Origin of the sequence: Escherichia sp. E2748 (assembly GCF_005781125.1) — a bacterium.
In the GTDB taxonomy this organism is placed as follows: Bacteria; Pseudomonadota; Gammaproteobacteria; order Enterobacterales; family Enterobacteriaceae; genus Escherichia.
This window is the reverse complement of record NZ_VATP01000009.1, coordinates 1-13,952: the sequence shown is the minus strand read 5'-3', so window position 1 is coordinate 13,952 and position 13,952 is coordinate 1. Positions and strand designations below refer to the sequence as shown.

General features: G+C 48.6%; 12 protein-coding genes. 6 read left to right on the top strand and 6 right to left on the bottom strand.

What is annotated here, in order from left to right; genetic code table 11:
• Positions 1 to 209 precede the first annotated feature (209 nt).
• A complete protein-coding gene (gene ampH, locus FEK42_RS10225) occupies positions 210 to 1,367 on the top strand; it encodes a D-alanyl-D-alanine-carboxypeptidase/endopeptidase AmpH (RefSeq protein WP_130258527.1) in 1,158 nt (385 codons plus the stop codon).
• Here the strand turns inward: ampH and iprA are convergent, their stop codons facing one another.
• Both iprA and ehaB read right to left on the bottom strand, forming a co-directional pair.
• Positions 1,368 to 1,991 carry a hydrogen peroxide resistance inhibitor IprA gene (iprA, locus tag FEK42_RS10220; protein ID WP_130206171.1) on the bottom strand — a complete coding sequence of 208 codons (624 nt, stop codon included), beginning with the start codon at positions 1,989 to 1,991 and terminating at the stop codon, positions 1,368 to 1,370.
• 87 nt (positions 1,992 to 2,078) lie between these two features.
• The gene (gene ehaB / locus FEK42_RS10215; RefSeq protein WP_135492497.1) at positions 2,079 to 5,030 is read right to left on the bottom strand and encodes an autotransporter adhesin EhaB; all 2,952 of its coding nucleotides are present in this window, start codon (positions 5,028 to 5,030) and stop codon (positions 2,079 to 2,081) included.
• Between the two features lie 525 nt (positions 5,031 to 5,555).
• On the opposite strand from ehaB, the gene hemB reads away from it, so the two are divergent.
• On the top strand, positions 5,556 to 6,530 hold the full coding sequence (gene hemB / locus FEK42_RS10210; protein WP_135492495.1) for a porphobilinogen synthase: 975 nt from the start codon (positions 5,556 to 5,558) through the stop codon (positions 6,528 to 6,530).
• Between the two features lie 40 nt (positions 6,531 to 6,570).
• Here hemB and tauD read toward each other — a convergent pair whose 3' ends face one another.
• The 4 genes from tauD to tauA are packed head-to-tail and all read right to left on the bottom strand — an operon-like array spanning position 6,571 to position 9,985.
• Positions 6,571 to 7,422 carry a taurine dioxygenase gene (gene tauD, locus FEK42_RS10205; RefSeq protein ID WP_135492493.1) on the bottom strand — a complete coding sequence of 284 codons (852 nt, stop codon included), beginning with the start codon at positions 7,420 to 7,422 and terminating at the stop codon, positions 6,571 to 6,573.
• Positions 7,419 to 8,246 carry a taurine ABC transporter permease TauC gene (gene tauC, locus FEK42_RS10200; RefSeq protein WP_135492491.1) on the bottom strand — a complete coding sequence of 276 codons (828 nt, stop codon included), beginning with the start codon at positions 8,244 to 8,246 and terminating at the stop codon, positions 7,419 to 7,421. The genes tauD and tauC overlap by 4 nt, the downstream gene beginning before the upstream one ends.
• Positions 8,243 to 9,010 carry a taurine ABC transporter ATP-binding subunit gene (gene tauB / locus FEK42_RS10195; RefSeq protein WP_130206161.1) on the bottom strand — a complete coding sequence of 256 codons (768 nt, stop codon included), beginning with the start codon at positions 9,008 to 9,010 and terminating at the stop codon, positions 8,243 to 8,245. The genes tauC and tauB overlap by 4 nt, the downstream gene beginning before the upstream one ends.
• 12 nt (positions 9,011 to 9,022) lie before the next feature.
• A complete protein-coding gene (gene tauA, locus FEK42_RS10190) occupies positions 9,023 to 9,985 on the bottom strand; it encodes a taurine ABC transporter substrate-binding protein (RefSeq protein WP_130206159.1) in 963 nt (320 codons plus the stop codon).
• A 624-nt stretch (positions 9,986 to 10,609) separates the two neighbouring features.
• Between tauA and FEK42_RS10185 the strand changes: the two genes are divergently transcribed.
• From FEK42_RS10185 to FEK42_RS10170, 4 genes are read left to right on the top strand one after another with little or no spacing between them, the layout of a single operon-like run.
• Positions 10,610 to 11,281: a PIG-L deacetylase family protein gene (locus FEK42_RS10185; RefSeq protein ID WP_130258522.1), complete on the top strand. Its 672-nt coding sequence runs from the start codon at positions 10,610 to 10,612 to the stop codon at positions 11,279 to 11,281.
• Positions 11,282 to 11,290: 9 nt separating this feature from the next.
• Entirely contained in the window at positions 11,291 to 12,487 is a 1,197-nt protein-coding gene (locus FEK42_RS10180) for a glycosyltransferase family 2 protein (RefSeq protein ID WP_135492489.1), read from the top strand.
• Positions 12,453 to 13,046 (top strand): acetyltransferase, encoded by a 594-nt coding sequence (locus FEK42_RS10175; protein WP_240783125.1) that lies wholly within the window; start codon positions 12,453 to 12,455, stop codon positions 13,044 to 13,046. The genes FEK42_RS10180 and FEK42_RS10175 overlap by 35 nt, the downstream gene beginning before the upstream one ends.
• A gap of 1 nt (position 13,047) precedes the next feature.
• Positions 13,048 to 13,821: a YaiO family outer membrane beta-barrel protein gene (locus FEK42_RS10170; RefSeq protein WP_130206153.1), complete on the top strand. Its 774-nt coding sequence runs from the start codon at positions 13,048 to 13,050 to the stop codon at positions 13,819 to 13,821.
• Positions 13,822 to 13,952 lie beyond the last annotated feature (131 nt).

Below are 13,952 nucleotides of genomic sequence, written 5' to 3'. Positions count from 1 at the left end.
TCGACGGATTTCACAAACAAAGGATTGTTTACATAAGCGCATTAACACGAACAGGATCACAAATGCAGACATTGGTGAGCAGGAAAAAGATCGTGTTTACGCGCCGTTACGTTTTTAACACTATTATTGCACTAATTTGCGCTTTGCAATCCATCAACGAGTAGTATAAATACGCTCAGTTACCTTCATTTAATTTATGGACACCACCGTTGAAACGTAGTCTGCTTTTTTCTGCCGTGCTGTGTGCGGCGTCATTGACCTCTGTCCACGCGGCGCAACCTATCGCCGAACCTGAATTCGCCTCTGATATTGTTGATCGCTATGCCGATCATATTTTTTACGGCAGCGGTGCCACCGGGATGGCGCTGGTCGTTATCGACGGTAATCAGCGTGTCTTTCGCAGTTATGGCGAAACTCGCCCTGGTAATAACGTTCGCCCGCAGTTGGATTCAGTAGTACGTATTGCTTCGCTCACCAAGTTGATGACCAGTGAGATGCTGGTGAAATTGCTGGACCAGGGGACAGTGAAGTTAAACGATCCACTGAGTAAATATGCCCCGCCAGGCGCACGCGTGCCAACTTATAACGGAGCCCCCATCACATTGGTGAATCTGGCAACCCACACCAGCGCCCTGCCCCGTGAACAGCCCGGTGGCGCGGCAAATCGTCCGGTGTTTGTCTGGCCGACGCGAGAGCAACGCTGGAAATATCTTTCTACGGCGAAGCTAAAAGCCGCGCCAGGCAGCCAGGCCGCGTACTCCAACCTTGCGTTCGACCTGCTGGCGGATGCGCTGGCGAATGCTTCCGGCAAGCCTTATACCCAGTTGTTTGAAGAGCAAATTACCCGTCCGCTGGGGATGAAAGACACCACCTACACACCATCGCCGGACCAGTGCCGCCGTTTGATGGTTGCCGAGCGCGGTGCCAGTCCGTGTAACAATACGCTGGCGGCCATTGGCAGCGGCGGCGTTTATTCCACACCTGGCGATATGATGCGCTGGATGCAGCAATATTTGTCTTCTGATTTTTATCAGCGCAGTCACCAGGCGGATCGCATGCAGACGCTGATTTATCAGCGTGCACAGTTTACGAAAGTGATTGGCATGGATGTGCCAGGCAGAGCGGATGCTCTCGGTTTAGGCTGGGTGTATATGGCACCGAAGGATGGACGTCCGGGTATTATTCAGAAGACCGGTGGTGGCGGTGGTTTCATTACCTATATGGCGATGATCCCGCAAAAAAATATCGGTGCGTTTGTGGTCGTGACCCGCTCACCATTAACACGGTTTAAAAATATGAGCGATGGCATCAATGATTTGGTGACCGAACTTAGCGGGAATAAACCGATGGTCATTCCCGCTTCCTGATTAATACTCTGAAGGCAAACGGTTGATAGCGACCAGTTTGCCTTTATTCATTTCGATATAGCCGCCCTTGCGTAAAGCCGCAAGAACTTCTGCCACGACGGAACGTGATATGCGTGTACGTTGATGGATATAATTCATTACGCCAATGCGTGATCGTAATTCATCATTCCAATCAATCATTGATAATAATGTCGCACGGATTTGCTCGTAGGAATTATGCCCAATGAGTTGAACGTCGCGTAATTCCAGGATTTTATTTTGCCAGGCTAACCAGTAAAAAGCGTCACGCCAGAGTTGATTTTGTTCAATAAGAGTAATGGTTTGTTTGGCTGGTAGATGATATCCCGTACAGTTTCCTTCTGATATTAATTTGTATGGTATATCGTTTTTCATTAAACCATCAGTCAGTCCCATAATATAAGGGGCTTGCGTAATACCGATAAGTACGTTTTCTTCTCTACGGAGAGAGATAACACCTTCTAAAATAACGAATGTGTCTTCGCTGTTTACATCACTGGAGAATATGACTTGTTTTTCATTATTAAACTCGAAGCGCGTGCCGTATCTGGACAAACATTTATCGAGCTTACCAAATTCCTGAAGAGGTTTAACTACAGATAACATTTGCGCGTCCTTTGCAGTAATGCCCGTCAAATCCTTGACGGGCATTATTTAGATTAAATTACCAGTATTTCTTCAGAGTGAAGAATATTACCAGGTATATTTAACACCCACGTTCGCGGACCAATCTTGATCTACGTCACCACCACCGAGGTAGTTAGCATCGGTATAGGCGCTGAAGTTCTTGGTGAAGCTGAACTGAGCCCCCAGACCAACACGTACCGCAGACCCTTCAGTACCGTTATCGATGGAATCGCCGTTCACATCGTTATCGTTGTTAGAGTCGTCGTAGACGTAAGCCAGTTTGAAGTACGGAGTCAGAGCCTGGTCTTCGCTGTAAGTGAAGGTATAACCTGCATCTACACCCAGTTCATAACGCATGCTGTCGTAAGACTGACCGTCAACTTTCATGTCGTTGCTCAGCTGGTAGTCATCACCAGACTGGAACAGACCAGAAATGCTGCCGTAAGGAGTTACGTAACCAGCATCACCCAGTTTGAAGTCGTAACCGGCTTTCAAACCGAAGCCCCATGCGTCAGAGTTGGTGCTACCGTCAACGTAAGTACCGTTGCTCATGGTTGCAGACAGATCGTTGTTGAAGTGAGAGTAGCTCAAGCTACCATCAACAAAGATGTTGTTCGCGAAGCGAGCAGAAGAGTAGATGTAGGCAGACTGGCTGTCTTGATCCACCTGACCAGAACGGTCATTCATGTCGCCTTTACCGAAGCCTGCAGCCGCACCGACGATCCACTTAGCGTTGTTACCATCAATTTTGGTATCAACACCGACCATGATGCCGTTAACATCCTGATCGTAGTCAATGGTACCGTTGTTGCCGTTGAAGTTACCACCGAAGTAGCTTACCCATGCGCCGCCGTTATCAGCCAGACCATGACGAGAGTTGGTCAAACGAGTACCAACGGTGTCTTGTTCCAGGTTCCAGATATTGGTGTTTGCAGACGGGATGCTCAGCGCCATGTTAGCGTAGTCAGTCAGTTCGGTCTGATGCAGAACAACGGTGTTACCTTCCTGACGAGCTTCGTAGGTGTATGCACCCAGGTCAGCTTTGTTAGCAGCAGAGAAGGTAGCATTGCTGTTTTTATCGTTAACGTAGATCAGCTCGTTGCCGTTGTAGTCAGCGATAGAACCAGCACCAGTAGCGTTGTCGATACGAACTTTGTAGTTACCGGTTGCAGCTGCAACATGGTCACCATTGTTATCAACTTCGTTCTGACCAGCTTCGATAGAAGCAGTGTTATCGTTATCGCCGTTACCGTTAATAGTCAGGTGACCATCAGAGTTCATTGCGATTAAGCCATAACCGTAGTTTGACTTGGTAGTGTCGTTGGTACGGTCGTTGGTCAGGTCTGCATCAAGTACGAAGCGGTTGCTTTCGATGTTGAATACACCAGCGTGAATGTTACCACTGGTATCAGTGGTGCTGGTCAGGTTCAGAGTATCAACCTGAAGAGCATTCGCCGCGGTGTTACCTACATCCAGAATACCGTCGTTAGTCACTTTGATGTTGTTCGCATACAGAGCTGCATCACCTACAGCCCAACCAGCAGAAACTTCATCAGAGATGGTTACGGTACTGTTGTCGATAGTCAGTGAATCAGTTGCAACGTGACCATCTTCGTTGATGTTCAGCGCAGAAAGACCTGTCAGAGAGATAGAGTCAGAAATCAGCATTGAATCAGCAACATTAACAGTTGAACCACTGTTGATGCTCAGAGTGTCGATCAGAGAAGTTTTGGTGGTATCCCACTGTGAACCGGTGTTCAAGGTCACATTGAACAGACCGCTCTGGTAAACTTCATTACCGATGATGTGATCAAATTCGCTGTATGCAGAGTCGCTGTTTTCCACGCCCACTGTTGATAAAGGCCACAGGCTGTTAGCTGCGATGTCGATCAGAGTGGCAGTGGCTTCGGTATTGATATCATAGGTATAAGATTCATTTACACCATCGCCATCAATATCAACACCAACCTGATGTGCAGACATTGCCGCACCAACCCACTTGCTACCATTGTTCAGGGTCAGATCCAAGCGATCGGTACCATCCCAACCGTTAGTATCTACATCACCGTCAGCATCACGATAGCTATCACGACCATGTGGGAAGAAGTTCTCATCAAAGTTACTTGAGAAGAATACATCACCCATCAGTGTGGAATTATCGAATGTTGCAGTGGTCTGCATAGCGTTATCAGCATCAGGATGTGCAATAACGGCTAATGCGATATCATCAGCATTCCAGCCATTACCATTGTAATCACTGGCATTACCGGTATTACCAAACCAACCAGTAGTACCTTCATCAGTCCATGAACCAGAGGTCACGGTAGAATCTTTAACAGTGATGGTATTATTAAATACTTCGCTGCTGTTTACACCAGTGCTGACAGTGTTGTCGTCGATATCTTCCCACTCATAACCCTGAGCCAGTGTAATACCTGCTACGTGAGAGTTATTAGTGATGGACAGATCAACTTCCTGATCCAGAGTGATAGCCGTACCAATGTTATAAACGTCTACAACATGAGTATCAGCGGCATTATTGTAGGTGCCGTTATATGTGTAGTGTTCGTAGTTGTCGTCGATTGTTGAATTATCAACAGTCAGCGCCAGACGATCATGATAGTAATCATTCGCGCGATCTGCACAACCGTCTTTGGTCATGCACTCGGAGTAAATCATACCGTGAATAGTGCTGTTTTTGATTGTCAGACTATTGGCGTTGGTATTGGTAGAAATACCGTCATCCAGATAGTAGGTAGAAATCACGCCGTTAACGGTAGCGTTATTAATGACCGGGTAGATATCGCCGTTGTAATAGCTATCTGTGGCATAGTTATTCCAACCTACATAACCATCATAGTAAACGCCATCAACATAGGTGGCGTCGTTGTAGTGATGAAAAGTATTGTAAGTTTGACCAGAAATATCGTTGGTCGCTGCATTAGCCTGAGAGGTGATAGCCAGAGTGCAAGCCAATGCTAATTGTGATACTACAAGTTTCTTTTTCCAGGAGTGCATTTGTCATCCCTCCTCAGGGACGTAATAAGTTGATCCATCAATTATCAATGCATAGAAAACATCTTATGTTTCGCGTTTACGATTATGCGGCGTTATAGAGGAATGGTTCAATTATTCTTTCCCCTAAGTCCGATTGTGGACATATATAAAAAACATCTACACACGCAAAGAAAAAACTGACAAAAACACAGCATTTCAACACGTTAATGAAAACATTAATTTTGAAGCATAGTTTCTAAAAATATCAAAACCACAAACCAGATAAATAATTTATCAATAAACAATGAACTTTAATCCATTCAATTTTTGACAGCTCAACCAAATCAACAAAAACAATAATTGAGGATTATAAATAAAAATTAAAAATATTTGCAGTGAATATAAAATCATTGCTATTTCTATTACAAAGATGTCCTGACCTCTCTTTCGTTCTCTTCTTATCAACATCGCGACAACTTTCGTAAAACACTCCCGCCCAGCATCAGGTATACTGTGCACCTTAATTCCACAAACATCAGGCAGACCATGACAGATTTAATCCAACGCCCTCGTCGCCTGCGCAAATCTCCTGCGCTGCGCGCTATGTTTGAAGAGACAACACTTAGCCTTAACGACCTGGTGTTGCCGATCTTTGTTGAAGAAGAAATTGACGACTACAAAGCCGTTGAAGCTATGCCCGGCGTGATGCGCATTCCAGAGAAACATCTGGCGCGTGAAATCGAACGCATCGCCAACGCCGGTATTCGTTCGGTGATGACTTTCGGCATCTCTCACCATACTGATGAAACCGGCAGTGATGCCTGGCGGGAAGATGGTCTGGTGGCGCGTATGTCGCGCATCTGCAAGCAGACCGTGCCTGAAATGATCGTCATGTCAGACACCTGTTTCTGTGAATACACTTCTCACGGACACTGCGGCGTGTTGTGCGATCACGGTGTCGACAACGACGCAACTCTGGTGAATTTAGGCAAACAAGCGGTGGTTGCAGCTGCTGCCGGTGCTGACTTCATCGCCCCTTCCGCTGCAATGGACGGTCAGGTGCAAGCGATTCGCCAGGCGCTGGACGCCGCGGGCTTTACCGACACCGCGATCATGTCGTATTCGACCAAGTTCGCCTCCTCCTTTTATGGTCCGTTCCGTGAAGCGGCCGGAAGCGCATTAAAAGGCGATCGCAAAAGCTATCAGATGAACCCAATGAACCGTCGTGAGGCGATTCGTGAGTCACTGCTGGATGAAGCCCAGGGCGCAGACTGCCTGATGGTTAAACCAGCTGGCGCGTACCTCGACATCGTGCGTGAGCTGCGTGAACGTACTGAATTGCCGATTGGCGCGTATCAGGTGAGCGGCGAGTACGCGATGATTAAATTCGCCGCGCTGGCAGGTGCTATAGATGAAGAGAAAGTGGTGCTCGAAAGCTTAGGTTCGATTAAGCGTGCGGGTGCGGATCTGATTTTCAGCTACTTTGCGCTGGATCTGGCTGAGAAGAATATTCTGCGTTAATGATCATTATGCCGGGTTATCCCAACCCGGCATTTCCCCTTCACCCCGCCCGATAAAACGGTTTATCCCCGAGAATCGTCGCGCGATGCATAATACGCCGCTGCGGCAAATAATCGGCATTCGCATAATGCTGAGTCACGCGATTATCCCAAATCGCAATATCATTCGGTTGCCAGCGCCAACGCACCTGAAACTCCGGTTTGGTGATATGGGCAAACAAAAAGCCTAACAAGGCTTCGCTCTCTTTCTCGCTGACATCAACAATTCGCGTGGTAAATCCTTCATTAACAAACAGCGCCTGTTTGCCGCTCACCGGATGCGTACGCACCACTGGATGTAACAACGGCGGATTTTTCGCGGCCGCCTCGCGCCAACGTTGATGTTCCTCTTCGGTTTTGCGGTACTTGTATTCCGGGAACGATTTACGGAAATCATGCTCCGCGCGCAGCCCGCTCAAAAGCTGGCGGAGAGGAACAGAAAGCGCCTCATAGGCCGCAATACCGCTGGTCCAGAGCGTATCGCCACCGGTCGATGGCAACTCTTTCGCTGCGAGAATCGCCCCTGCGGGCGGCGTCTCAATAAATGTCACATCGGTGTGCCAGTTGTCGTTATCCGGCGGATTATCGTTATGGGTGTCCAGTACGATGATCTCGTTAACCCCTTCGGCATGAGGATAAACAGGATGAATATGCAGTTCGCCAAAACGCTGAGCCAGCGCACGTTGCTGCTGTGGCGTTATCGCCTGTTCACGCAGAAAAACCACCTGATGACGCAGCACCGCATGGTAAAGCTGTTCAAACTGATTATCGCTTAACGGGCGCGTCAGGTCGGCACCCGAAATTTGTGCGCCAATATACGGCCCCAGCGGGGTAATGCTCAGACGTTCACTCATTGTACTTCTCCATGCCAGGGCGTCAGGCGGCGTTGTAACGCACGCAGACCCAGTTCTAAAAGAAAGGCGATAATCGCAATCACCGCGATCCCCGCCAGCACCACGTCAGTCGCGAGGAATTCACCTGCTGACTGGACCATAAAACCTAAGCCTCGCGTTGCGGCAATCAACTCCGCCGCCACCAACGTAGACCAGCCCACCCCCAGACCAATGCGTAATCCGGTGAGGATTTCCGGCAGCGCGCCAGGCAAAATGACAAACCACAGCACCTGTATACGGCTGGCCCCCAGCGACTGCGCGGCACGAATGCGAACCTGCTGCACGCTTTTCACCCCCGCCAGCGCCGACATCGCCACCGGTGCAAAAATCGCTAAATAGATCAGTAAGATCTTCGACGTCTCGCCAATACCAAACCAGATCACCATCAGCGGCAAATAGGCCAGCGGCGGCACCGGACGATAAAGCTCGATTACCGGATCCAGAATGCCGCGTACCGTAGGGCTAAGTCCCATCGCGATCCCGACCGGAATACCGATCAACACCGCTGCAAATAGCGCCAGCATAATGCGCGTCAGGCTGGCAACCAGATGCTGCCACAGCGTGGCGTCCATAAAACCTTGCGGTCCGGCAATGGTGAGCAGTTTTTCCAGTACCTGTTGCGGCGGCGGCAAAAACAGCGGGCTAATCAGTTGCAGCGCCGCCACCGTCCACCAAACGGCGAGTAAAACCGCTAACGTACCAATGCTTAAGGTCACTTGCCGTGAGAGCGGCCAGCGCCATTTCAACCGACTCGAATGCAGTTTTTCGTTAATGAGCACACTCATGAGAACGCCTCCCGTTGCTCAAATACGCGGCTTAAAACATATTCGCGAATGGCAATAAACTGCGGATCGGACTTGATGCTGCGACTCGATTCTCCCGCAACAAAACGGCGAGCGAAGTCGAGCGGAAGACGCTCCAGCACACGCCCTGGCCCTGGCGAAAGCAGAACCAGCTCGGTCGCCATAAACACCGCTTCCTCTATATCGTGAGTAATCAACAGTACCTGCTTGCCCGTCTCCTGCCAGAGTTTCAGCAACAAGGTTTGCATCTGGTCTCGGGTAAAGGCGTCCAGCGCGCCAAACGGCTCGTCGAGTAATAACAGTTGGGGATTTGCCGCCAGCGCGCGGGCAATCCCCACTCGCTGACGCTGGCCTCCAGAAAGCTGCCAGATGAAGCGTTTTTCTGCGCCTTCCAGACCTACTTTTTTCAGCATCTGGAGAGCAATTTCCAGACGCTGCATTTTCTCCATCCCCGCCAGTTGCAGACCGAACGCCACGTTATCCTGCACATTGCGCCACGGTAGCAATCCTTCATTCTGAAAAACCACGCCGCGTTCTGCTCCCGGTCCCTGAATGTGTTTGCCCGCCAGTTGAATGCTGCCGTGCTGATAAGGCACAAAACCAGCAATTAAATTCAGCAACGTGGTTTTGCCGCAGCCGGACGGTCCCAGCACAACCAGCAGCTCGCGGCTTTCCAGCATCAGGTTGATATCTTCCAGTGCTGGTTTGCCGCCATAATCGGCGTAAAGATGAGAGATTTGCAGCATCTGCGCCTCCTTTTATTGCACGAAGCGAGAGGTAACGTACTGGCTGTAATCATTCGCCACGGCGGGGACTTTGCCCTGATCTTTCAAAAACTGGGCAGTGTCGATGATCGCTTTATTCACCGGTCCGGTCAGTTCTGCCGTTTGCTGCTGCGGCGTCAGATAGGTGTTTCCCTTCACCAGCCCCGGCACATCGCCTTCCGGCACGCCGCTTAAACGCGCCAGTTTGCTGATGTTTTCCGACTGTTTCAGCCAAGCGTCAGGGTTAGCAATATACGGTTGCTGAGCATTGATGGCGCTTTTGGCGAACGCTTTCACTACCTCTGGATGTTTCTCGGCAAAATCTTTCCGCACTACCCAGACGTCCAGCGTCGGCGCGCCCCACTGCCCGACCTGTTCAGAATCGGTCAGCACCTTGCCGTCTTTTTCCAGGGCGTTAACCGCAGGCGCCCAGACATAAGCGCCATCGATATCTCCCCGTTGCCAGGCGGCGATAATCGCGGGCGGCTGCAGGTTCACTATCTCCACTTGCCCAGGTTTAATGCCCCAGTGTTTCAGCGCCGCCAGCAGGCTGTAGTGTGTAGTGGAGATAAACGGCACGGCGATACGTTTACCAATCAAGTCTTCCGGTTTGCTGATGGTTTTCTTTACCACCAACGCCTCGGAGTTGCCCAGTTTTGACGCCAGCAAGAAGACTTCAATCGGCACTTGTTGGCTGGCAGCTACCGCCAATGGGCTGGAACCAAGATTACCGATTTGCACATCGCCCGAGGCCAAGGCCCGCACGATGCTGGCCCCGCTGTCAAACTTACGCCAGTCCACCGTCGCCCCGCTCTCTTTGGCAAAGGTGTTATCAGCCTGTGCGACTTTCGCCGGTTCGGCGGAGGTTTGATAGGCCACGGTGACGTTCACCGCCTGCGCCTGAAAAGCGATGAATGCCAGTGCGGCAAGAAGTGTGTTACGCGATGAAATTGCCATGATTGTCTGCTCCCCCTGTCTTGTTATGGGAGCAGTATTCGCGGACAAAGACATTTGATAAAAGAATTAGTCGTTATGGTACAGATGATTTTATTCTTAGCAAAAAAACAGCAAAGGAAAGGTTAATTATGCAATTAGCATCATCCCACAACTCGGGGAAATTGCTGTACTGCATTTTATTGATGCATAAAAAGTCAGATTACGAGATTTACTATCTTCTGATTTTTATTAAAACCAAAATATATGACAAAGTTATTATATTCGCATTAAATATACTACTGTATTGTTTTTCACCCACCGCATATTACATTCACAACATGTATATAAACAATATCCGTTCATTGAACATATTTTTTAAATGCAATTAATTGACAAACTAATTCACATCTAAATACAATGCGCAAAAGAAAATAACTATACATAGCAAACACACAAAAAACTAACATATGAACTACGTAAAAAAAACTTTGCCCTGTCGATTTTCAGGCCCTCATAGCATCCTGGCACTAAGTTATTAGCAACTTTCACTACGTATAAATTTTAACGTCTGTTTGCGCCAGAGATTACGTCTCTGCGCGTATCGCTGCGCTTGTAGTATAATAATTAAAAATGGAGTGTCATTAAGTGGATAAGGTTTTAAATTCTGCTCTCCTTTCTTCAAAAAATAAAAAGAAAGGTATTCTTGCTATTGGCGCACACCCTGACGATATAGAATTAGGCTGCGGCGCATCGCTCGCTCGTCTTGCGCAAAAAGGGATTTATATTGCTGCCGTAGTTATGACTACCGGCAATTCTGGCACAGATGGAATAATCGATCGCCACGCAGAGTCACGCGAAGCCCTAAAGATATTAGGATGCCAGCAGACTATTCATCTTAATTTTGCTGATACCCGTGCTCATTTACATCTCAATGATATGATTACCGCCCTGGAAAATATCATTAAGTCTCAAATTCCGTCTGATGTTGAAATCATTCGTGTCTATACCATGCATGATGCCGACCGCCATCAGGATCATCTGGCCGTTTATCAGGCGTCAATGGTGGCCTGTCGGGCAATTCCTCAAATTCTCGGCTACGAAACGCCAAGTACCTGGCTTTCATTTATGCCCCAGGTTTTTGAATCCGTGGAAGAGAAATATTTTTCTATAAAACTAAACGCGTTACAAAAACATAAAAGTCAGAGTCTGCGTGATTATATGCGCCCGGAACGTTTGCGTGCTGTCGCACAATTTCGCGGACAACAGGTCAATAGCGACCTGGGTGAAGGCTTTGTTATTCATAAAATGATTCTTTGAGCAGATTGCATGAAAACCTGGATCTTTATATGTATGGCCGTAGCAATATTACTATGGTTCCTGAGTACGTTAAGGCGTAAACCCAGCCAAAAAAAAGGCTGTATTGACGCAATTATTCCTGCCTATAACGAAGGCCCTTGTCTGGCACAGTCGCTGGAAAATCTGCTACGCAACCCTTATTTTTGTCGGGTAATTTGCGTTAACGACGGCTCCACTGATAATACCGAAGCAGTCATGGCAGAAGTAAAACGTAAATGGGGCGACCGCTTTGTTGCCGTCACGCAAAAAAATACCGGTAAAGGCGGTGCGCTAATGAATGGCCTCAACTACGCCACCTGCGACATGGTTTTTTTAAGCGATGCCGATACTTACGTCCCGCCCGATAAAAACGGCATGGGCTATATGTTGGCGGAAATTGAGCGCGGCGCTGACGCCGTAGGCGGCATTCCCTCCACCGCGTTAAAAGGCGCTGGCCTGTTGCCGCACATCCGCGCGACGGTGAAGTTGCCAATGATTGTTATGAAGCGCACGCTACAACAACTATTGGGCGGTGCGCCGTTTATTGTCAGCGGAGCCTGCGGGATGTTTCGCACCGATGTGCTGCGTAAATTAGGTTTCTCTGATCGTACCAAAGTCGAAGACCTCGACCTTACCTGGACGTTGGTGGCTAATGGCTACCGTGTTCGTCAAGCGAATCGCTGCATCGTTTATCCGCAGGAATGCAATAGTCCGCTTGATGAATGGCGACGCTGGCGGCGCTGGATTGTGGGCTACGCGGTATGTATGCGCCTACATAAAAAACTTTTATTTAGCCGCTTTGGCATATTCAGTATTTTTCCCATGCTGCTGGTTGTGCTTTATGGCGGTGGGATTTATCTCACTACCTGGTTTAATGAATTCATCGCCACCGGGCCACATGGCGTAATATTGGCAATGTTTCCGCTTATCTGGGTCGGCGTAGTTTGTGTTATTGGTGCTTTTAGCGCCTGGTTTCATCGTTGCTGGTTATTGGTGCCTTTAGCGCCTTTTTCCGTTGTGTATGTATTATTAGCTTATGCCATCTGGATTATTTATGGACTTATTGCCTTTTTTACTGGACGCGAACCTCAGCGCGACAAACCCACCCGTTATTCCGCACTGGTGGAAGCGCCAACCGCTTATTCCAACTCTTCTGTCGCAGGAACTGAAAAGCTATCTGAAGCTTAATGTTAAAGAGAAAAATATTCAGATTGCAGACCAGGTAATTATTGATGAGAGTGCCGGTGAAGTTATTATTGGCACCAATACCCGTATTTGCCACGGTGCAGTGATTCAAGGACCGGTAGTGATTGGCGCAAATTGCCTGATTGGCAATTATGCTTTTATTCGCCCCAACACGGTAATCAGCAATGGTGTAAAAATTGGTTTTGCCACAGAAATAAAAAATGCGGTTATTGAAGCGGAAGCAACGATTGGTCCGCAATGTTTTATTGCCGACTCGGTGGTAGCAAGCGGAGCATATTTAGGCGCGCTGGTGCGTACCAGTAATCATCGTCTGGATGAACAGCCAGTATCGGTTCGCACCGCGGAAGGTACTATCGCTACCGGATGCGATAAATTAGGTTGTTATATTGGTCGGCGTTCACGACTTGGTGTGCAGGTTATTATTTTACCGGGGCGAATTATTTCTCCGAATACACAGCTTGGTCCACGCGTTATTGTAGAACGTAATTTACCTACCGGAAATTACTCACTCCGGCAAGAACTTATCCGTACAGGAGCTTAAAATGATAAAACGGACGTTATTAGCGGCAGCAGTCTTTAGCGCATTGCCCGCTTATGCCGGGTTAACATCTATTACCGCAGGCTACGATTTTACCGATTATTCTGGCGATCATGGTAACCGTAATTTAGCGTATGCCGAACTGATCGCAAAGGTTGAAAACGCAACACTGCTTTTCAATCTTTCCCAGGGACGTCGAGATTACGAGACTGAAAGTTTCAATGCCACACGCGGCCAGGGTGCTGTCTGGTATAAATGGAATAACTGGCTGACGACCCGAACAGGTATTGCATTTGCAGATAATACGCCGGTCTTTGCCCGCCAGGATTTTCGTCAGGATATTAACCTGGCCCTGCTGCCAAAAACGGTGTTCACGACCGGTTATCGCTACACCAAATATTACGATGACGTTGACGTTAATGCCTGGCAAGGTGGCGTTTCGCTTTATACCGGCCCGGTGATCACCAGCTATCGCTATACCCATTATGACTCAAGCGATGCGGGCGGCAGTTACAGCAATATGATTTCCCTGCGCCTGAACGATACGCGCGGCGGTGGTTATACCCAGCTTTGGCTAACTCGCGGGACCGGAGCTTACACTTATGACTGGTCGCCAGAGACACGACACGGCAGTATGAAGAGCGTCAGTTTACAGCGTATTCAGCCTTTAACAGAGCAACTTAATTTGGGGCTGACGGCAGGTAAAGTGTGGTACGACACCCCAACCGATGATTATGACGGCTTGCAACTCGCAGCTCATCTGACCTGGAAATTTTGATTCCTTCTGCCGCCCGCTATCCAGGGCGGCCTTCCCTGCCGATTAGCGCCCAAACATTTTCCTTTTCGTTTTCCACCCACATTCACCGGATAAATTTTATTCTCCAGTGTTATATACTATAGGGGGGTATG